The 18,899-nt window shown below is 46.8% G+C and carries 22 protein-coding genes and 1 riboswitch; of the genes, 15 read left to right on the top strand and 7 right to left on the bottom strand.

All coding sequences use genetic code 11. The features are described from left to right. Positions 1-53 precede the first annotated feature (53 nt). The 3 genes from HMPREF9473_RS05435 to HMPREF9473_RS05445 are packed head-to-tail and all read left to right on the top strand — an operon-like array spanning position 54 to position 3,255. Positions 54-1,388: an APC family permease gene (locus HMPREF9473_RS05435; RefSeq protein ID WP_006779062.1), complete on the top strand. Its 1,335-nt coding sequence runs from the start codon at positions 54-56 to the stop codon at positions 1,386-1,388. Beyond that, on the top strand, positions 1,389-2,363 hold the full coding sequence (locus HMPREF9473_RS05440) for an alpha/beta hydrolase (RefSeq protein WP_006779063.1): 975 nt from the start codon (positions 1,389-1,391) through the stop codon (positions 2,361-2,363). A 16-nt stretch (positions 2,364-2,379) separates the two neighbouring features. Then, positions 2,380-3,255, top strand: a complete 876-nt coding sequence (locus HMPREF9473_RS05445; protein WP_006779064.1) for a ribokinase — start codon at positions 2,380-2,382, stop codon at positions 3,253-3,255. A gap of 60 nt (positions 3,256-3,315) precedes the next feature. Here HMPREF9473_RS05445 and HMPREF9473_RS05450 read toward each other — a convergent pair whose 3' ends face one another. Beyond that, positions 3,316-3,972: an energy-coupled thiamine transporter ThiT gene (locus HMPREF9473_RS05450; RefSeq protein ID WP_006779065.1), complete on the bottom strand. Its 657-nt coding sequence runs from the start codon at positions 3,970-3,972 to the stop codon at positions 3,316-3,318. A gap of 43 nt (positions 3,973-4,015) precedes the next feature. Next, a riboswitch (TPP riboswitch) is annotated at positions 4,016-4,117 on the bottom strand. A 132-nt stretch (positions 4,118-4,249) separates the two neighbouring features. On the opposite strand from HMPREF9473_RS05450, the gene HMPREF9473_RS05455 reads away from it, so the two are divergent. Further along, positions 4,250-4,681 (top strand): DMT family transporter, encoded by a 432-nt coding sequence (locus HMPREF9473_RS05455; RefSeq protein WP_006779066.1) that lies wholly within the window; start codon positions 4,250-4,252, stop codon positions 4,679-4,681. Between the two features lie 67 nt (positions 4,682-4,748). Here HMPREF9473_RS05455 and deoD read toward each other — a convergent pair whose 3' ends face one another. The 5 genes from deoD to HMPREF9473_RS05480 form a co-directional block, all read right to left on the bottom strand. Continuing rightward, positions 4,749-5,471 (bottom strand): purine-nucleoside phosphorylase, encoded by a 723-nt coding sequence (gene deoD / locus HMPREF9473_RS05460; protein WP_006779067.1) that lies wholly within the window; start codon positions 5,469-5,471, stop codon positions 4,749-4,751. A 34-nt stretch (positions 5,472-5,505) separates the two neighbouring features. Beyond that, positions 5,506-6,351, bottom strand: coding sequence for a prolyl oligopeptidase family serine peptidase (locus HMPREF9473_RS05465; RefSeq protein ID WP_006779068.1), 846 nt, complete (start codon positions 6,349-6,351; stop codon positions 5,506-5,508). Between the two features lie 21 nt (positions 6,352-6,372). Next, entirely contained in the window at positions 6,373-7,740 is a 1,368-nt protein-coding gene (locus HMPREF9473_RS05470; protein WP_006779069.1) for an MFS transporter, read from the bottom strand. 23 nt (positions 7,741-7,763) lie between these two features. Further along, complete coding sequence (locus HMPREF9473_RS05475; RefSeq protein ID WP_006779070.1) at positions 7,764-8,489, bottom strand: Crp/Fnr family transcriptional regulator; 726 nt, start codon at positions 8,487-8,489, stop codon at positions 7,764-7,766. A 63-nt stretch (positions 8,490-8,552) separates the two neighbouring features. After that, complete coding sequence (locus HMPREF9473_RS05480) at positions 8,553-10,037, bottom strand: sulfatase (RefSeq protein WP_006779071.1); 1,485 nt, start codon at positions 10,035-10,037, stop codon at positions 8,553-8,555. A gap of 211 nt (positions 10,038-10,248) precedes the next feature. On the opposite strand from HMPREF9473_RS05480, the gene HMPREF9473_RS05485 reads away from it, so the two are divergent. From HMPREF9473_RS05485 to tnpA, 11 genes are all read left to right on the top strand, one after another. Further along, entirely contained in the window at positions 10,249-10,953 is a 705-nt protein-coding gene (locus HMPREF9473_RS05485) for a helix-hairpin-helix domain-containing protein (protein ID WP_006779072.1), read from the top strand. 47 nt (positions 10,954-11,000) lie between these two features. Next, the gene (locus HMPREF9473_RS05490; RefSeq protein WP_006779073.1) at positions 11,001-11,699 is read left to right on the top strand and encodes a response regulator transcription factor; all 699 of its coding nucleotides are present in this window, start codon (positions 11,001-11,003) and stop codon (positions 11,697-11,699) included. Positions 11,700-11,722: 23 nt separating this feature from the next. Beyond that, on the top strand, positions 11,723-12,211 hold the full coding sequence (locus tag HMPREF9473_RS05495) for a GNAT family N-acetyltransferase (RefSeq protein WP_006779074.1): 489 nt from the start codon (positions 11,723-11,725) through the stop codon (positions 12,209-12,211). Positions 12,212-12,256: 45 nt separating this feature from the next. Continuing rightward, positions 12,257-14,107 (top strand): DUF6320 domain-containing protein, encoded by a 1,851-nt coding sequence (locus HMPREF9473_RS05500; RefSeq protein ID WP_006779075.1) that lies wholly within the window; start codon positions 12,257-12,259, stop codon positions 14,105-14,107. A gap of 57 nt (positions 14,108-14,164) precedes the next feature. Further along, on the top strand, positions 14,165-15,220 hold the full coding sequence (locus HMPREF9473_RS05505; protein WP_006779076.1) for an alpha/beta hydrolase: 1,056 nt from the start codon (positions 14,165-14,167) through the stop codon (positions 15,218-15,220). 19 nt (positions 15,221-15,239) lie between these two features. Next, on the top strand, positions 15,240-15,719 hold the full coding sequence (rlmH, locus tag HMPREF9473_RS05510) for a 23S rRNA (pseudouridine(1915)-N(3))-methyltransferase RlmH (protein ID WP_006779077.1): 480 nt from the start codon (positions 15,240-15,242) through the stop codon (positions 15,717-15,719). Between the two features lie 267 nt (positions 15,720-15,986). Continuing rightward, positions 15,987-16,673, top strand: a complete 687-nt coding sequence (locus HMPREF9473_RS05515) for a helix-turn-helix domain-containing protein (RefSeq protein ID WP_006779079.1) — start codon at positions 15,987-15,989, stop codon at positions 16,671-16,673. A 106-nt stretch (positions 16,674-16,779) separates the two neighbouring features. After that, positions 16,780-17,049, top strand: coding sequence for a hypothetical protein (locus tag HMPREF9473_RS05520; RefSeq protein WP_006779080.1), 270 nt, complete (start codon positions 16,780-16,782; stop codon positions 17,047-17,049). Further along, positions 17,027-17,203: a DUF4160 domain-containing protein gene (locus HMPREF9473_RS26720; RefSeq protein WP_198138516.1), complete on the top strand. Its 177-nt coding sequence runs from the start codon at positions 17,027-17,029 to the stop codon at positions 17,201-17,203. Before HMPREF9473_RS05520 ends, HMPREF9473_RS26720 begins: the two co-directional genes overlap by 23 nt. Before the next feature lie 79 nt (positions 17,204-17,282). Beyond that, entirely contained in the window at positions 17,283-17,645 is a 363-nt protein-coding gene (locus tag HMPREF9473_RS05525) for a DnaJ domain-containing protein (protein WP_006779081.1), read from the top strand. A gap of 225 nt (positions 17,646-17,870) precedes the next feature. Continuing rightward, the gene (gene tnpA / locus HMPREF9473_RS05530) at positions 17,871-18,344 is read left to right on the top strand and encodes an IS200/IS605 family transposase (RefSeq protein WP_006779082.1); all 474 of its coding nucleotides are present in this window, start codon (positions 17,871-17,873) and stop codon (positions 18,342-18,344) included. A 204-nt stretch (positions 18,345-18,548) separates the two neighbouring features. On the opposite strand, the gene HMPREF9473_RS05535 is transcribed toward tnpA, so the two are convergent. Further along, positions 18,549-18,854, bottom strand: a complete 306-nt coding sequence (locus tag HMPREF9473_RS05535) for a helix-turn-helix domain-containing protein (RefSeq protein WP_242830828.1) — start codon at positions 18,852-18,854, stop codon at positions 18,549-18,551. Positions 18,855-18,899: the final 45 nt, after the last annotated feature.

Raw genomic sequence — 18,899 nt, forward strand, 5'->3', positions numbered from 1 at the left:
TTGAAACGAGGATACCCGCAAACTGTATTTTAAGAAAAGGAGAAGTTCACAATATGAGTACGAATAAAAACGAATTGAAACGTGAGATGGGGCTCTTTTCAGCAATATCTGTATTGGTGGGCACAGTGATTGGCTCCGGGATTTTTACAGTGCCCGGTAAAATAGCTGCCTCAGCCGGCTCCATCGGCCCCACTATTTTAGCCTGGTTAATTGCCGGTGCCGGCGCTGTATTATGCGCATTGGTATATGCGGAGCTGTCACCCGCTATGCCTAAGGCCGGTGGCTCCTACGTTTATATTGATGAGGCGTTTGGCCACTGTGCTTCCTTTGTCTATGGCTGGTCCATGATTTTTGGCCTCTTTCTTCCTGTTATGGCCATGATGGCATCCGCCTTTGCCAGCAATTTTGCAGTTCTGTTCCCAGGACTCAATTTGTCGGTTACGGGTGAGCGCCTGGTGGCAACCGCATTGATTTTAATCCTGGCCGGGGTGAATTTACTGGGGGTGAAAAACGGCTCAGCGGTACAAAATATTTTCACAGTGGCGAAGGTTACGGTACTTGTTGTCGCAAGTGTAGGCGGTTTATTTGCTTTAAAGCCGGAAAACTTCACGACTATGACAACGGAAACCGTAGAATGGGGGAATTCATTTGCCACAGCGGTACCTGCCCTGGCAGCGATGGGAGGCTATTACACCCTCTCCTATATGAGTGGTGAAATTAAGAATCCAAAACGCAACCTTCCGCTTGCAACCATCATCGGCATGGGGATTGTTATCATTATTAACATACTTCTCACTGTGGCCTGTGTTGGTTCTGTAGGGTTTGCAAATCTGGCAGGCTCCATGACTCCGGTCAGTGACACTGCACAGGTTGCATTTGGCAGTTTTGGCGCTGCATTAATCACTCTTGGGGCAACCGTGTCTATCTTTGGTTCCACCAACGGCACTCTGCTCAGTTTTCCGCGTGTGGCTTATGCGATGGCAGAAAACCGCATGATGTTTTCATTCTTTTCAAAACTGCATCCTAAATATAAAACTCCTTATATTACGATTTTGGTATATGCGGCAGGTGCGGTGATGTTTATATGGACAGGGAATTTTATGACATTTTTGATGATGAGCACGTTTGTCGGGTGTCTGAGTGAGGTTGCCGTGTGTCTCTCGCTGTTTGTTCTGCGCAAAAAACAGCCGGATATGGAACGTCCCTTTAAAATGTGGGGATATCCGGTTACCGCAATCCTTGCAACTGTCATTACCATGATACTTGCATGCAGTGTTTCTATCCAGGAAATAATTAGTGGAAGTCTCCTGATGCTGACTTCGATACCGGCATACTTCATTTTTTTATACACCCGCAACAGGAAGCAGTCGTCAACTGCTGATCAGTAAATGGGGTACAGAATGTGGAGAAAAAGTGGGCCAATCCTGCCCACAGAGGGGAAACGCGGTTTTTTTGATATTTCCTACGGAGAATCGGAAGCACAGAAGCTGGATATCTGGCTTCCGGAGGGAGAAGGGCCGTTTCCTGTGATTATCAGTATTCACGGCGGAGGCTTTGTGGCCTGCGGCAAGCGGCAAAAAGATATGACAGCTCCGATGCTGGAGGGGTTAAAGAAGGGATTTGCAGTGGCGGCTTTGAATTACAGACTGGCGGATGAGGCAGTCTTTCCGGAGCCGGTAAAGGACATCAAACAGGCAATCCGGTTTTTGAAAGCCAATGCGCCGATATACCGTCTGAAACCGGATCAGATGGCTGCCTGGGGCGGCAGCGCCGGTGGATATATGGCGCTGATGGCCTGCCTGTTTGCCGATGACCCGTATTACGATCAGGAACTTGACCCCAACCTGCATGTTTCTGCTCAAATTGCGGGAGGTGTCGCCTGGTATCCGCTCACCGATATGGCATCGTGTGATGAAGAACTGGCTGTCAATAGCGTTGTCAACCGTTACTTTCGCAAAGAGGTTACGGATGTCTGTGTGGAATATGAACCGGCGGTGCCGATGACTTTGGAATCAGAGTTTCCGTTTTATAACCGTGAGGGATGGCTCACCCGGTTCCTTGGATGTCCGGTGGATTCCGGTGATGAGACGGTGAGGAAGGCGAGTCCGCTTTACGCAGTCCACGATCACATGCCTCCGGTGCTGATTCAACATGGGAGCGGCGATGAAATTGTTCCCATGCAGCAGTCCATCCGATTTGCGCTTTACGCAAACACCTGTTGTGGAGAGGAGCGCGTAACGGTGGAAATACTGCCGAATGCAGTTCATTCCTCTGTTTTGTTTGAAACAAAGGAGAATTTAGAGCGGGTGTTTGCGTTTATATCAGACATATTGGAGATCAGGGAATCGGCAGCAGAACGATAAGAAGGAGGGAAAGGATTTGCGTATTTTGAATTTTGGATCATTGAATATTGACAGGGTGTATCAGGTGGAGCATTTTGTCCGGGAAGGAGAAACCATTTTAGCTGGGGAATATGTTTCTAATATCGGGGGAAAAGGACTGAATCAGTCCATTGCGCTGGCCAGGGCGGGCGCACATGTGATTCATGCAGGGGCGATCGGGCCAGATGGCACGGAACTGAAAATGGCCCTTGAAGCCGACGGAGTAGATACGGGTTATATCATGCAGGTGCCGGAAGCCAGCGGCCATGCGGTGATACAGATAGCGAATGGGGAAAACAGTATTATTGTATATGGCGGAGCCAATCGGACCATTGATCATGCCTGTGTCTGCAAGGTTCTGGATGAATTTGGGCCAGATGATCTTTTGTTGGTTCAAAATGAAATCTCCTGTGTCCCATACATCATGAAACAGGCAAAGGCGCGTGGAATGAAAGTCGCTATTAATGCATCTCCTATTACTGCAGAACTTTTGGAGTATCCACTGGAGCTGGCAGATTATATCATTGTAAATGAGCAGGAAGGAGGAGCACTGGCAGACAGTTCGGATGCCTCGTATGAAGAGATATTGAACAGTGTGGCAGAAAAATACCGGACAGCTGTTTTGCTGACAGCAGGAGATAAAGGAGCTTATTACCGGAGTGGCGAAGCGCAGTATTATCAGCCGGTTATAAAGGCAGATACAGTAGATACCACCGGGGCAGGGGATACCTTCTGCGGATATTTCCTGGCCGGATTAAGTGAAGGGATGGAACCCGGAGAGATCCTTAAAATGGCAGCTGCCGCCGCTGCAATCACAGTCAGCCGTCCAGGTGCATCGAAAAGCATACCGTGGAGGACTGAGATAATCATATAATCGAGTCCCTATTAGGAATCGCCAGTTCCGGCAAATGCTGGAGCTGGCGATTTTTGTGGTTTATTCCGTGGCGGCTCTCTTCACCTGTGCCAGCGCTTTGGATACCGGTGGGAGCATGATAAGGATGACCGTGAGGACGCCCTCCGCCAGTATGTAGGAGTAGTTATAGACAAACGGATAAATCGCGGTCAGGGACTGGGGGAAGTTGTCCGGCATGTAGTCCATCCAGTACAGATATCCGCCCAGGGCGTGGAAGGCGCCTCTTGCCAGGATTCCCAGAATATAACCTTTTAACAGGCCGTTCTTCGACTTGTGGAAGACTCCGGACAGTCCCAGGGCCGCGAAAGCCAGAATATAGTCACAGCAGACCTGGAAGAAGGAGAGGACAAATGGCTCCTGCAGAAACTGCAGAATTCCGTAGGCCAGTCCGGTGAGAATCCCCACCTTCAGTCCATACCAGTAACCAATCAGGCAGATAAACAGCATAGAAAACAGGGTGACGGAACCACCGAAGGGCAGACCGAAAAGTTTTAAATACGAGGTGATAAAAGCAAGTGCCATGGCGACGCCGCAGTATACCAGCTGTTTCGTGGACATTTTCTTCCCGGAAGAATCTCTGGTGATAAAGCTGGCGGCGAGAAATAATAGAACGGCGGCCAGCACGCACAGCGCGTAGCCTAAGGTGGTCAAACCACCATCTGGGGTAACAATAGACATAAAAAAATCCTCCTTTGTGATGCACAGGAGGGGACTACTAATAAAGTAAGTTTAAATGCTTCCTTACGCCGGCATTATCCGGTTCAAGTAGTGAGGGTTAGGCAGTTAACCTTTCTCAGCCGTGACGGCTCCCCTAGCGTGTCATTGTTTAATTTTTGTTTCCAGGTGAGTATAACGCAGAGTGGTTAAAATGTCAACACGATGTATAAAATTATCCGGATTCAGGAACTCTAACCAGTAGGAAATTGATTACCGGAAATTCCAGGAGGAAGAAATTATGTGGGGATTTATCATTGCGTTATTGTCGGGTGCGCTGATGAGTATTCAGGGCGTGTTTAATACGGAGGTGACGAAGCAGACCAGTATCTGGGTGTCGGCGGGATTTGTCCAGCTGACGGCATTTTTTACCTGCGTTATCATGTGGCTGGTCACCGGCCGGAACGAGGTTGGCGGACTGTTCCAGGTACAGCCCTGGTATATGCTGACAGGCGGTGTGATTGGCGCGCTGATTACCTACACTGTGATTAAGAGTGTGGGCACGTTAGGGCCCGCCAAGTCAGCGCTGATTATCGTGATTGCCCAGATTATCGTGGCTTACGGGATTGAGGTGTTTGGACTGTTTGGCGTGGACAAGGTTGGCTTTGAGTGGAAGAAAGCTCTGGGCGCCCTGGTGGCTATCGTTGGAATTGTGATATTCCGGTGGGAATAGAGATTATTTGAAGAGGCAGTATGGAAAACGTATCACTATTTTTTCCACACTGCCTCTTTTTAAATTATCACAAGACACTTTCCAAAGCAATTTGAATCATATTAGTAAAAGCATTTTGCCGTTCAACTGCTGAGGCGCTGTGGTCCGTCACAAAATTCTCCGAAATCGTCAGAATGCAGGCGGCTTTTTTATTTAATACCTTTGCATTGTGAAAGAGTGCAAAGCATTCATTTTCGATACAGGTGCATTGATGATTACGGTTTACTGTTTTAAAACGGGTTAAATTATCTTCACCGTAGAAAACATCACTGGAATATACTTTTGTTTTCTGAATCGGTATGGAAAGATTTTGTGCAGCTGATAAAATCTTTTGATTCAATAATTCATCAGGAAACATGATATCACTCAAATCTCCATTCTGTACACGGGCGTAGGTTGATTCGCTCCAGGCGCTTTCGGCGAGAACCACATCGTACATGGAAAGCTCCGGCACAAAAGCGCCTGCTGACCCGGTGCGGATGATAGACTCCACCCCGTATTGGGTATAGAGCTCATAGGAATAAATGCCGATAGATGCCATTCCCATCCCACTTGCCATAACCGAGATTTCTTTTCCTTTGTAATTTCCGGTATAACCAAGAGTGTTTCTCACATCATTGATTAATTTCGCATTTTCCAGAAAGTTTTCTGCAATTAATTTTGCTCTTAATGGGTCTCCTGGCATTAAGACGGTTTTTGCAATATCGCCTCTGAGGGCGCGATTATGTGGTGTTCCATGAAATTCGTTCATGAGATATCTCCTTTCAGACACAGACGTCAAGCGGTTAATTTAGATACTTATTTAGAAAATCTAATATTATTTCTTTTGTTTCTTCCTGCCAGAATTCATCGGAAGCATGTCCGGCGCCCTGGATAAGGTAAAAATCAGAAGGGATTTTGTGCTTTTGCAGCGCGTCGTACAAAAGCTGGCTTTGCTGGTAAGGTACCACAGAATCCTCTGTTCCGTGAAAAAGGAGAAATGGCGCTGTCTTTTCTGATATATGACAGATGGGATTAGACAATTGTAATGTCATCTCCATGGATTGCTCATTGGTACCTAAGAAGTTCTGAATCCGTCTATCTTTCCTCATAAGTGACAAATCAGCCGGACCGAATAAGTCGATGACAGCCTTCACACTGCTGTCAAATCCGGCCCATTCCGCTGTCTCAAATACCGCCTGCCCAGAGGTAGTTCCCAGCATAGCGGCGAGATAACCGCCGGCCGAACCGCCCATGACGGCTATTTTTTCAGAGTCCACTCCAAATTTGTCAGCATTGGCCCGCAGGAAGCGGACTGCCGTTTTGACATCCATCACAGATGCGGGGAATGTGCCTTCACCTCCCACACGATACTCAATCATGGCAACCTGGTAACCGTGTTTTACAAAATAAGCCATCTCCGGGGTGTAGAACAGGGAAGCACACGACTGAAAACCGCCTCCAATAATCCAGAGCAGTGTAGGCAATTTTTTATCGGTTTTCTGAGCGGCATCCGGGTGATGGGGCCTGAGCAGATGCATGTTCAGAGGGATTACGGACCTCTTAAATGAATGAAAAACCTGTGAATAAACAATATCTGGTATCAGAATCGTGGGAGAAGCCATTTTATTGATTTCAATACTTTTTTTCATAGTGACAGCCTCCTGACTGCGTTAATTTGCAATTCGTTTTTTCTTTAATTCCGCCCGTATCTCAAACATTTTATCTTCACTCAAATCATAAAAATGCATGGAAATCAAAGATGCGAGATGTCCAAGGGCCGGTACTCCAAATCGTAAGAAGACAATCGTACCAATAACAAATGATGTTTGCGGTTGATTAGCAATAAATCCGACAACTCCCAATAAAAAGCTGGCAATAAATCCACCGATGGCAGTTCCCATCTTAGTCATAAATGTAAAGACTGATGAAATAAAACCGTTGCTGCTCTGTCCGAATTTCCACTCCGCGTAATCAATGCAGTCAGGAAGGATAGCCCATGCGACGCTGCTGGAGAGGGCTGAAATGAATCCATAAGCGCCCATTAAAACGATAAGCGCGGTTGGTGTGGAGTAGGGATGAATCATTAACAGAAGCAGTGGCAGCATGGCCAGAAAACTACTGTACCAAAATGCTTTTTTCTTTCCCAGAACTTTACAGACAACCGGCATGATTAAGTTCACAACAACCCCTGTAATCGTCAGTGCGAAAGAGGTTGCTGGAACCAGATTCATGCGGTCCAATACGTATTTGAAAAAATAAATATTGGTTGCACCGACGACTGCATTGGATAACGTATCTGTGGAATAGGCAATTAACAGCATGAGAAACGGTTTATTTTTAGTTGCCAGCTGCATTTCCCCGATTAAATTCAGTTTTTCGTGTTTGGTGTCAGCGGTGATGGGTTTGTCATATGGCTTGGCGCCCCAAGCCACTATCCAGAATGTAATGGTGATTCCAACTCCAAGGAGTGCGGCATAGATTGCCCATCCCCTTTTTCCTCCACCCAGAGCGGCAATCAGGGGAAGCGAAAAGGTGGTAATAAACATTCTTCCGAACTGGACGCACAACCCTTTCCAGGAAATCATAACATTTCTTTTAGCAGGGTTGTCCGTATAGACAGGCACCAGAGCGAAAAAAGGAATACTGACAGCTGTCATGGCCAGAGAGTAAAAAATATATGTCGCGTAGATGAAAACGACTTTTTGGGCAGATGACAGGCTGGGGGAACTGAACATCAAAAATACCGTAAGACCGAGAACCGGTGCTCCAAATATCATCCAGGGCCGGTATCTTCCCCAATGTGACCGCGTTTTGTCAGCAAGTATTCCCATAACAGGGTCAGTAACCGCGTCAATAAATCTTGTAATCAGCATTAGCCCGGCTACGGTGACGGAACTGATGCCAAATATGTCCGTACAGAAAAATGTCAAGTATGATATTACCATAATGTTGGCAAAGCTAAATCCAAAACCACCTGATGCATATTTCAGTGAATCCAAAATAAAAGCCTTTTTGCTCCCTGTTTTCTCCTGTTCCATTATTTACCCCTCCAATTGGTTGTTTATGAAAGATTCCCCATGAGAATTTCGCATGACTGCCGGATAATAGCAATCTGCTCCTCGGTTACTATCATATTTCTCTTCTTAACAGTGACCAGTCCTTCCTGCTTTAATTCGTCGATGATACGATATAATGTCCGTATATTGACTCCTATTGCATCGGCAATAAACTCATTTTTTACATTCACAACGCAGGGCCCTTCGGCTGTCCTGTATTTCTCTCTGTATTCCAGTATGTAGAGCATCAGTTTTTCCTTTGCTGTGAAAAATATCATATGGTCCGAACGATTGGCTGCAGTGAATAAGCTGGCTTCCAGATTTTTAATGACCTCTATCCCCAATTCTCCGCTGTCGCGCACGCATTTCCAGAAATAATGTTTATCGAATTCTATGACTAGGCATGGTTCCAATGCGTAATGATTAGCAAAAAATAGTTCTTTTGGGTCGTTAATGCTTCTTAATCCAACAAACTGCGGGACCTCTTTTTTGGCGGCCAGATTGATTCGTCCTCCGTCGGAATTGCGCATCAGATAATAAGAGCCTTGCACAATATAGTAGATGTAGTTTATCGATTGTCCCGCCATCACAAAGTAAGTACCTTTCGGAATTACCCGGACAGTAATTTTTTCATTTAAAAATGGCTTAAATATATCGGGTGTCAAAGGACATCCCTGTTCCAGCTTTTCATTTACGGTTTTGACAAGTTCAAGAACTAAATTCTTTTCCATCTATGTTCTCCTAAGGATTGATTTTAGTGTACAGAACTATCATACCACCAAAGTCAGCAGAAGTCATACTTGCAATCCAAGCCGTTGATACTGTTCTTCCGGCGCGTCATTTTCCTTCATCATGCGAACCATTTCCCGTATCATCCTGTGTTCGATTTCAGGATGCTCAAGAGGGTGGTTCTGATGTGGGTCTTCCTTCAAATCAAAAAGCAGTGTTCCATATTTCATCAGTGACCTGGGCGGAAAACCAAGGGTTTTGATACCGTAGCCGCCACGGATTTTCAATACGGGACAACCCTTTGTAAAGCGGAAGCCCTGGTGTAATTCAGCTGTTTTCAGTTCGTCCACAGTGATAGCACCAGGATAACTGGTTGGTTCCACAATATAATTAAAAAGCTCCTGCTCCCGCTCAGGCAATGGGCATCTCATGTAGACGTACCGTCCGTCCGTGATATTTACATGGACACCGTGCTGGCCAAACAGTGCATAGTCTCTGATTTTGGCGTCCATCTCCAGGGTTTTGCGCAGAGGACGCCCTTCCATGTCTTTTGGAATAGGCTGCCCGAAAAACTCCAGAATGGTCGGCGCGATATCAATGGTCTGTACAAGCGACTGACGCCGTTCGCCTGCGATTCTGGTCCGAGGGTCCCAAATGAAGAGTGGTATATGGGCAATCTCATCATAATAGGGCATGACCATTTTCCCCCACCAGTTATGCTGAGTCAATAAGAATCCGTGGTCCGTATTTACAATCAGCATGGTATCCTTCCACATATCGTATTCATCCATGATATCCAGTATTTTTCCAAGATAGGTATCACACATAGTCAGAAGAGCCCGATATTCGTTTACACAATGCCGGGCCTGTTCCGGTGTTTCTGTTACCTCATGATATCCTGGCCAATCAAACATCGGCCCGTCATAATTATCCTCGTATGATTTTTTATACTTTTCAGGTGAGAAAAACGGTTCATGTGGGTCAAAGGTTTCCAACTGCAGATACCAACGGTCGGCTTGGTAATTATTCCGGATAAAGTCAAGTCCGTTGGAAAAATTTTGTGCGATAGACTGGTTCTTTTCCTCCTGCATGTAATAGCGGTTGATGTATTCCTGCCTTCCGCAAAAATCTTTTCGTCCCCCGATATGTTCCGGCACTGTCCACTCAACCATTCCTTTAAAGGGGTCGCCTTCCTGTCCCCTGACGAATTCGTAGGAATTGTACTGGTTGAGATAATTTCCTCCGCCTTCCTCCCAATAATGCCAGTGGTCGGTTGTCAGATGCGTATAGATACCGGCAGCCTTAAGCAGACTGGGCATGGAATCATCATAGGGTTCCAGGGGCCCCCAGCTTCTGTGAAGAAAGTTATAGCGGCCTGTGTGCAGTTCCCTTCTGGCTGGCATACAAGGAAGACTGCCGGCGTAGCATTGGTCGAATGTCACGCTTTTTTGGGCCAGCCGCTGGAAATTTGGCGCAATGATATGTTCATCCCCATAAGGCGGGAGCATTTGGCGGTTTAACGAGTCAAACATGACCATAATTGCTTTCATCGTTGATTCCTCCTTTCTGTTTTTTTGATACCATCATTGTAGAAAAAATAAATGGCCTCAACAATGGCATATGCCATGTTTTAATATACTTTTTAAGAAAAATAGTGCTTGTATTTGGGGAGGGATTTAGGTAGAATAAACGTATGGCTGAAAATGGTATTCTTTCCGAATGAGGAATCATGACATGATGGAATCACGGAGGAGGAAGACCATGGTAAAACAAAAGAATAATAGAAAGATTTACAAGATATGGATGACCGGTGTGTGTATGCTGGCGGCAGGTTTTTGTTACAGCTGCGGCAGAAAGGCGCCGGAGCCGGCGGGAAAGCAGGAGCCTTATCTGGAGACAGTAGGGGAGGCAGAGACCGGCGGTACGGTGGTAGGTGAGAGCAGGGATGCCAGTTTAGTGGACGGCGCCGGGAATGGTGACCAGGCTGTGACTGGCAGCTCTGTGGCAGAGAGTGCGGCTCTCTGTTATGTGCATATCTGTGGTCAGGTGGTGAACCCGGGCGTCTATGAGATAGAGGCGGGCAGCCGCATTTTCCAGGCGGTGGAAGCGGCCGGGGGACTGACGGACGAGGCGGACGGAGCATTTTTGAATATGGCGGAGATTATCCAGGATGGGATGAAGATTTCCGTGCCTTCCGTGGAGGAAGTGGAGAATGGGGCGGCAGTGCCAGGGAGCGGTTCCTACGGAGCCGTGGTGTCCGGTCAGGGACAGTCTGCGAAGGTGAATCTGAATACGGCCAGCAAGGAACAGTTGATGACCCTCAGGGGGATCGGGGAATCCAGGGCGGAGGATATTATCCGCTACCGGGAGGAGCACGGGGCTTTTGGGGCGATTGAGGAGATTATGGAGATATCAGGCATCAAGGATGCTGCTTTTCAGAAGATAAAGGATGATATCACCGTATAGGTGGAAGCAACCCAGTAGAGGCATATTGGGGAATGGAGAGGTGAAGGATGGCTAAGGTTTTAGTGGTAGACGACGAAAAACTCATTGTGAAGGGCATTAAATTCAGCCTGGAACAGGATGGGATGGATGTGGAGTGCGCATATGATGGCGAGGAGGCCATCAACCTTGCGAAGGAGAAGGAATTTGATGTGGTGCTTCTGGACGTGATGCTCCCGAAGTTTGACGGATACGAGGTCTGCCAGGCGATTCGGGAATTTTCGGAGGTTCCGATTATCATGCTGACCGCCAAGGGCAACGATATGGATAAGATTCTGGGGCTGGAATACGGCGCCGATGATTATATCACAAAACCGTTCAATATTCTGGAGGTGAAGGCGAGAATCAAGGCGATTCTGCGAAGAAACTCCAAGAGAAGCAAAAAGGCGGAGGAAGCGGACAAGCGGGTGATTGCGTCCGGCGGACTGAAACTTGACCGGGACAGCCGGAGAGTCTTCGTGGGGGATAAGGAGATTAACCTGACAGCCAAGGAATTCGATTTGCTGGAGCTTCTGGTGTGCAATCCCAACAAGGTGTACAGCAGGGAGGCCCTGTTATCCTACGTGTGGGGCAACAAGGCCAATGATTCCGGGGATGTGAGAACGGTGGACGTTCACGTGAGACGGCTTCGCGAGAAGATTGAGCCAAGTCCCAGCGCGCCTCAGTATGTGCATACCAAGTGGGGCGTGGGATATTATTTCCGGGCATAATAGACATCAGGGGAGACAAATAGATGGAATATGAAATCAGAAAAGTAAGGCCGGAGGATGTGGACGGAGCCGCGTATGTGGAGTCCGTCTGCTTTCCGGCCGCTGAGGCTGCTGGCCGGGATGCGTTGGAGAAAAGGATTCAGGCATTTCCGGACAGTTTTTTTGTTGCGGTAGATAACGGACGGATCATCGGATTTATCAACGGCGCGGTGACGGACAGCCGGGTGATTCAGGACGAGATGTACGAGGAGATTGGCCTGCACAATCCAGAGGGCGCTTACCAGAGCGTCTTCGGGCTGGATGTGCTGCCGGAGTATCAGCGGCGGGGGATTGCCGCGGATTTGATGAAGCATTTGATAGAGGAGGCGGGGAAATGCGGCCGGAAGGGCCTGATTCTCACCTGCAAGGACAGGCTGATACCCTTCTATGAGAAATTTGGATATCGGAATATGGGACTGTCAGAGTCGGTTCACGGCAATGCTGTGTGGTATGATATGATACTGGAGCTTTAGTTTCGGCGGTTCAATTTGGCAGATTTTAGAGAGAAGGGGAATGTTATGAAATTAAATCCTCAGGGCGGAAAATGGCGGAGACTTGACAATACGGCCAAGATATTTCCGGTTATCGCAAATGAACATTTAAGTAATGTATTTCGTATCTCCATGACATTGAATGAAGAGATTGTGCCGGAGGTGCTGCAGCAGGCGCTGGAAGAGGTGCTGCCATGGTTTCAGGGATTCCGGGTAAAGCTGCGCAGAGGCATTTTCTGGTATTATTTTGAGAGTAACCGGAGGACTCCGGAGATTGAGAAGGAGGCCACCTATCCCTGCAAATATATTGACCCTCACAGTAATCAGCTGTTTCTGTTTCGGGTATCCTATTATCAGAACCGGATTAACCTGGAGGTGTTCCATGCGGTGACGGACGGACTGGGGGCGGTGAACTTTATCAGGGAGCTTACCTACCGCTATCTCCAGCTGCTGGAGGGCGAGGGCGGGACTGCGCCGGCCGGGCCCAGTGATTCCTGCGTGACCGAGGTGGAAGACGGGTATTTAAAGAATTATAAGAAGGTGAAGAAGGCCAGATACAGCTCCAGGCGGGCGTTTCATATCCGGGAGGAGCTGCTGCCTTTGGATGAGGTCAATGTGCTCCATGGGTATGTGAAGCTGGCGCCCTTAAAGGCAGCGGGGAAGGAAAAGCACGTCAGCATTACCAAGTATCTGACGGCCTGCTTAATCTACGCCATCTATGAGGAGTATTTCCACGGGCAGATTATGACGGAGCATATCGGGGTGAATCTGCCGGTGAACCTGCGGGCGTTTTTTGATTCGGAGACCACGGCCAATTTCTTCGCGGTGTCCTGCATTGAGTTCCTGGCACAGAAGGAGGACGTGACCTTTGACGATGTGCTGGAGGTGGTCTGCCAGCAGATGGAAGAGAAGATTACGAAGGAGAAAATGGAGGAGACCATCTCCTACAATGTCTCCAACGAAAAGAAGTGGTATGTGAGGATTGCGCCGCTGCCGCTCAAATGGATTGCGGTAAATCTGATTTTCCGCCGCAACGACAGGAATCATACCATCACCCTGTCCAATATCGGACCGATCAAGGTGGATGAGGAGTACCGGGATGCCATCAGGCAGTGCCATCTGATTATCGGAGTGTCCAAACGGCAGCCCATCAAATGTGCGGTCTGTGCCTATGAGGAGGATGTGATTGTGTCATTTACCTCCGTCTATGAAGACACGAAGGTGCAGGACCGGTTTTTCAAGATTCTCCGGGACAACGGGATACCGGTGGAGGTGGAGAGCAACGGGGTAGCCGAGCAGGAAGTGGATAAGGGAATGTACCCGGAGGTTTCCTATGACGTGGATAAATGGAAGAAGATGACCAATCTGTTTTATGCGGTGCTGATTGCGGTGGCGGCCTGTCTTGGGGTGGTGAATTACCTCACCTACACCGGCTCCATGTGGTCGGTGATTGCCATCGCCTGTATGGCCTACGTGGGAATGACGGTCAGGTATTCCATTATGCGCCATGCCAATCTTGGCTCGAAAATGCTGATTCAGATACTGGGAGCCGGGGCGCTTGTGGTGGTGATTGACGTGATGACGGGATACAACGGCTGGTCGGTGGATTATGCCATACCGAGCATGATATTGTTTGCGGATATTGCCATTGTATTCTTGATTATCGTGAACCGGTTAAACTGGCAGAGTTATTTTATGTATCAGATTGCGGTCACGGTGTTCAGTTTTGTGCCGTTTATTCTGTGGGCGGCCGGATTTATTGACAGGCCGCTGATGGCGATTATCACGGTGATCATCTCGGTGCTGGTGCTGACGGTGACGGTGCTTTTAGGGGACCGGAGAGTGAAGAATGAATTGATTCGAAGATTTCATTTCTAATCTAAAGTGGAAATGCGAAAGACAGCTTGTTGTTGATCAATAGAATGGGAGTGCTGGATGCGGGATAAAAAGATAAGCGTGATGGGAAACCTGGTGCGCGATATGATACAGAATGTGATGGAGACTTCGCTGAAGGAACCCATACAGACGGGAGAGTTCAGGAAGAATCCGGTGGAGCCGGCCTGGGTCTGTCCGGCTGGTTATGAATACGAGATTATTGAGACTGAGAATTTTAAGATGGAGTATCTGCGCCCCGGCCAGGTGGTGACGGGGCGGGTGATTTTACAGCTTCATGGGGGCGGATATATCGGACCCATGAAGAACATTTACCGGAAGTTCGCGGTGGGATATTCCAAATTGAGCTACGGCGGGGACGTGCTGACCATCGATTACCGGGTGGCACCGGAGCATCCCTATCCGGCGGCGCTGGAGGACGCGGTATTTGCCTACCAGTGGCTGTTGGAGGAGAAGAAATACCGGGCCAGCCAGATTGTGGTAGCCGGGGACTCGGCGGGGGGCGGTCTGTCGCTGGCCCTGGGGCTATATTTGAGAGACCATCATATGCCCATGCCGGCAGGATTTATCCTCATGTCTCCCTGGGCGGATCTGACGTGCAGCGGAGAGAGCCACGAGACCAATTACGGCCGGGACCCGTTGTTTGGCAATTCCAGGGAGAGCATGCTCTACAACTCCTCCTACATCGGGGAGCACGAGGCCACGGAGCCCTATATCTCGCCGGTATTCGGGGAATTTGATGGATTCCCGCCGATGCTGATTCAGGTGGGGAGCTATGAGATGCTTCTCTCCGACAGCCAGATGGTGGCGAAGAAGGCAAAGAAGGCGGGCGTGAAGCATCGTCTCTCCATTTATGAGGGAATGTTCCACGATTTCCAGATGAGTCTGGGCCTGTTCCCGGAGAGCCGGGAGGCGTGGGAAGAGGTAAAGCGGTTCCTCCAGATTCTCTACGGAATCAAGCGGAAACCGGAAGGCCGCGTGGTAAAGCGGGTCCGCACACCCAGCCGGAAAGAGCAGCTGTTAGGCCGGCTGAAAGCCGGGTTAAAGACAGTGACGGAGATAGGCGCCGCCGGCGTGAAACCGGCATCAAAACAATGAGAATTTGTGGGATGAAAGCATGAAGATTACGGTAATTGCAGTTGGAAAGATAAAAGAAAAGTTTTTTGAGGATGCCATCGGGGAGTACAGCAAACGTCTCTCCCGCTACTGCAAACTCGAAATCCTCCAGGTCCCCGACGAGAAGACCCCAGACAACGCCAGCGAGACCGTGGAGACCCAGATAAAGGAAAAAGAGGGCGAACGCATCCTCTCCAAAATCCCGGAAGGCGCCTATGTGATAGCCCTGGCGATTGAGGGGAAGATGCTGGACTCCGAGGAGCTGGCGGAAAAGATAAACACCCTCGGCATCACCGGCACCAGCCAGATCGTCTTTATCATCGGAGGCTCCCTGGGCCTGTCCGGACAGGTGCTGGAGCGTGCCGATTACAAACTCAGCTTCTCCAGAATGACCTTCCCGCATCAACTGATGCGGGTGGTGCTTCTGGAGCAGGTTTACCGGGGGTATCGGATAATCATGGGGGCGCCGTATCATAAGTAATGTATATTATGTTTAATTTAGAACTCGATATAAAATTTTCATCCAACAAAATTGGATGTGAATTTTATATCGAGTTTTTTGTCTTTATGAAGAGATAATAGCACCTGTAAAAACTGAAAAATTCTTATGAAATTCTTGTAAATCAAAGGTAGATGGCGACATTTATACCACTTGAATATTGTCGTAGAGTAATGAATAACAAGATGGTAAAATAGAAGTGTGAGTAACTATTGTTTTTATTTCTAAGAAAAATGAAAGGAGTAGAAAATGAAGAAGAGGGTAAGAATTCAATGTAGAACAGATTTAAAGTTATTAAGGAACCTGTATGGTTTATCTAAAGAGACAGTTGCAGAGACTATATTTTGTTCAGTTAGAGGATTAGAGCGAATTGAAAAGGAGAATGCTACTACTAATGAAGAGACAGCCATACGTTTGTGTAAATTGTATGATATTGACTATGAAGGGCAATTTTATTATCCATCACCTATGGAAGAATATATAAGAGATATATATGCGGGAAAGTTCAATGTTAAATCCAGAGTAGTCAAAGATGGATATACATATTATTATTTATATGTATGGAGAGTTGCTTATTTTGAAGAACGTGTATTTGGAAAAGGATTATGGATTAGGAATTATGGTAAAAATAAAGAAATAAGGGTATTGCGAGAAATTGATATAAATGGTTTTTTAAATGTTAATACAAAAGTACCAGTTATTAATGAAGGGGAGGAGTGGAATAATTGGTATCATGCGTTGACAGTTGGGAAAATAAATAAAATTGTTATATCGCGAAAATGTATGGAGGAGTGTCTGCGTGATTGTCTGGAGGAACATATAGTATATAGAGATGAGATGTTTTATTTTGATGGAACCACAGATTTGATTTCGTTAGGAACAAAAAAGAATAAAATGAGAAGACGCGAAATTTTAGAAAGTAGCTGTGCTTTGTAAGCATATCAATTTTAGTACATGCAGAGGGCTATTTTGGCGTTAAACTTGAATTGTTAGATAGAATATTTTATAATGATAGCAAGAATTAATGAGGAGGTGGGCGGTTATGATGTATCCATATATGACTTTGTCAGATGAAACTGAGATTGTCCATTCTCAGATGATTGAAGAGGATGGAAAACAAAAAGTTATTGTACATTTCGAAAGACCCACAGAGAAGGGATTTGATTCGGCCAGATGCGAGTTGCCAGATTATAAATGGATTTTGAGAGAAGGTTATTCTGATGAAGAAATAGCAATGTTCGAACAGCTTTTGAGAAGTAATGCTCATTTACTATACAAATATGCTATTAATGGAGGAATACAGATTGCCTAGTTTATTTATAGTAAGCGGCTATAAGGTATACTTCTGGTCGAATGAGAATAATGAACCAATCCATGTTCATATAGCAAAAGGGAAACCAATATCCAACGGAACAAAATTGTGGTTGACTAAATCTGGAGTGCACAGTTTTTTTGATTTGTGCTGAATGGAAAAAATTCTTTGTTGTGGATGATATAAAATTTTATTGCTAAAGTTGATTTGGCTTAATCAAGGGGGATAATCCCATGAAAAAGAACGGCTATTACACACTCCTTCAAATCACCCCCGACGCTACCCCAGAGGAAATCGAAACAGCTTACCGGCGGGAGCGTAAAGCTTATGAGCTGGAGGGGCGGGCGTTCCGTGACTCGCGGTCCAGGGAGTTGGAGGAGGCTTACGAGGTGCTGGCGGATGAGGAACGGCGGAGAAGTTATGATGAGAATCAGAACCGGGCGGTTATGACTATGGAGGAACTGGAGCAGAAGGCTCAGGAGGGCCATGTGAAGACGAGGCTGGAATCTACGGTGGATGCGTTTATTGAGAATCCGTTGGAAATGCTGGTGCTGACTGTTTTGGCTATGCTTCTGGTGTTAGCTACCAGAAGTTGAAAAATGAGATTATAAGATTATGTAAACTGTTTGTGAAGACGCAAAGTGATGAAACCGCCTGTGGAAGATAATGGAAAATCTGCCACAGGCGGTTTTTATTGTATCACAGAAAAAAATAAACCCCCTGCTATGCAGGGGGAGGGAAGTTCTTCAGATGTAAGAGAACTCCTGTGCTAAAATAAATGTAGGTCTGCAAACCACAGATAAAAGCACAGGAGGTCCAGAATGGACAATAATAGTTTAGCCCATACAAAATGGGAATGCAAGTATCATATCGTATTTGCACCAAAATATAGAAGACAGGTAATCTATAAAGATATAAAAGCAGATGTGGGAGAAATATTGGGAAATTTGTGCCGTAGAAAGGGAATCGAAATATTGGAAGCGCAATGCATGCCAGACCATGTGCATATGCTGGTAAGAATTCCACCAAAATATTCCGTATCAGAAATAATGGGATACCTGAAGGGAAAGTCAAGCCTAATGATATTTGAGAAACATGCGAATTTAAAGTACAAATATGGGAACCGTCATTTCTGGTGCCGTGGATATTATGTAGATACGGTAGGAAAGAATACGGCAGCAATCAAAAGCTATATACAAAATCAAATAAAAGAGGATTTAGAATATGACCAGATGACGATGAATGAGTATATAGACCCGTTTACGGGTGAGCCGGTGAAGAAAAACAAGAAGTAGACCTCTTGGAGAGGTAGTAGGAAGTAAAAGCAAACCAGCAAGCCCCAAGGGGGCGAGGCCGGAGGAAGGAAGGAAGCACTGAAAAAGCCCTTTTAAGGGCAGCTGAAGATGTGGTGCAGTGGGCGGACCGTCAGTGCGCCTTCCGGGCGCAAGCAGGTAAAAGCCCCTTATAGGGGCAGGGCAAACCACCGGCTAAGCCGGTGGTTATGATTCTTGAAGTATGACATTTATAATTTCTAAAACGGCAGCTTTTTCATGGTCCTTTAATCGAAGCCATTTATTTAATAAAACTTGTTCGCCTTCACTAAGATTGCTTCGGTTATCTATCTGGAAAAATTCTGAGAGTGTGATTCCAAAAGTATTGCAGAGAGTCTCCAGTTTGTCGATAGGAGGGTAAAGCCCTTTCTGGTACCAGGTTGCAATAGTAGATTGAGGTATTCCGGATAGTTGAGCAAGGCGGTAAACGGACCAGTGTTTCAATTCTCTGAAGTAAGTAATTCTTGTAAGCACATCAAACAATGTTTATCCCTCCAATAGTATTTATATACGATATAT

This window comes from Hungatella hathewayi WAL-18680 (genome assembly GCF_000235505.1).
Classification (GTDB): Bacteria; Bacillota; Clostridia; order Lachnospirales; family Lachnospiraceae; genus Hungatella_A; species Hungatella_A hathewayi_A.

Excerpts from the sequence above, each read along its gene's own strand:
- HMPREF9473_RS05450 (WP_006779065.1), bottom strand. The coding sequence starts at position 3,972 with ATGTCTATTGTTACCCCAGATGGTGGTTTGACCACCTTAGGCTACGCG.
- tnpA (WP_006779082.1), top strand. The coding sequence starts at position 17,871 with ATGGACAATAATAGTTTAGCCCATACAAAATGGGAATGCAAGTATCAT.
- HMPREF9473_RS05490 (WP_006779073.1), top strand. The coding sequence starts at position 11,001 with ATGGCTAAGGTTTTAGTGGTAGACGACGAAAAACTCATTGTGAAGGGC.
- HMPREF9473_RS05520 (WP_006779080.1), top strand. The coding sequence starts at position 16,780 with ATGATGTATCCATATATGACTTTGTCAGATGAAACTGAGATTGTCCAT.
- rlmH (WP_006779077.1), top strand. The coding sequence starts at position 15,240 with ATGAAGATTACGGTAATTGCAGTTGGAAAGATAAAAGAAAAGTTTTTT.
- HMPREF9473_RS26720 (WP_198138516.1), top strand. The coding sequence starts at position 17,027 with ATGGAGGAATACAGATTGCCTAGTTTATTTATAGTAAGCGGCTATAAG.
- HMPREF9473_RS05465 (WP_006779068.1), bottom strand. The coding sequence starts at position 6,351 with ATGAAAAAAAGTATTGAAATCAATAAAATGGCTTCTCCCACGATTCTG.
- HMPREF9473_RS05495 (WP_006779074.1), top strand. The coding sequence starts at position 11,723 with ATGGAATATGAAATCAGAAAAGTAAGGCCGGAGGATGTGGACGGAGCC.
- HMPREF9473_RS05515 (WP_006779079.1), top strand. The coding sequence starts at position 15,987 with ATGAAGAAGAGGGTAAGAATTCAATGTAGAACAGATTTAAAGTTATTA.
- HMPREF9473_RS05470 (WP_006779069.1), bottom strand. The coding sequence starts at position 7,740 with ATGGAACAGGAGAAAACAGGGAGCAAAAAGGCTTTTATTTTGGATTCA.
- HMPREF9473_RS05500 (WP_006779075.1), top strand. The coding sequence starts at position 12,257 with ATGAAATTAAATCCTCAGGGCGGAAAATGGCGGAGACTTGACAATACG.
- HMPREF9473_RS05485 (WP_006779072.1), top strand. The coding sequence starts at position 10,249 with ATGGTAAAACAAAAGAATAATAGAAAGATTTACAAGATATGGATGACC.
- HMPREF9473_RS05455 (WP_006779066.1), top strand. The coding sequence starts at position 4,250 with ATGTGGGGATTTATCATTGCGTTATTGTCGGGTGCGCTGATGAGTATT.
- HMPREF9473_RS05505 (WP_006779076.1), top strand. The coding sequence starts at position 14,165 with ATGCGGGATAAAAAGATAAGCGTGATGGGAAACCTGGTGCGCGATATG.
- HMPREF9473_RS05480 (WP_006779071.1), bottom strand. The coding sequence starts at position 10,037 with ATGAAAGCAATTATGGTCATGTTTGACTCGTTAAACCGCCAAATGCTC.
- HMPREF9473_RS05440 (WP_006779063.1), top strand. The coding sequence starts at position 1,389 with ATGGGGTACAGAATGTGGAGAAAAAGTGGGCCAATCCTGCCCACAGAG.
- HMPREF9473_RS05475 (WP_006779070.1), bottom strand. The coding sequence starts at position 8,489 with ATGGAAAAGAATTTAGTTCTTGAACTTGTCAAAACCGTAAATGAAAAG.
- HMPREF9473_RS05435 (WP_006779062.1), top strand. The coding sequence starts at position 54 with ATGAGTACGAATAAAAACGAATTGAAACGTGAGATGGGGCTCTTTTCA.
- deoD (WP_006779067.1), bottom strand. The coding sequence starts at position 5,471 with ATGAACGAATTTCATGGAACACCACATAATCGCGCCCTCAGAGGCGAT.
- HMPREF9473_RS05525 (WP_006779081.1), top strand. The coding sequence starts at position 17,283 with ATGAAAAAGAACGGCTATTACACACTCCTTCAAATCACCCCCGACGCT.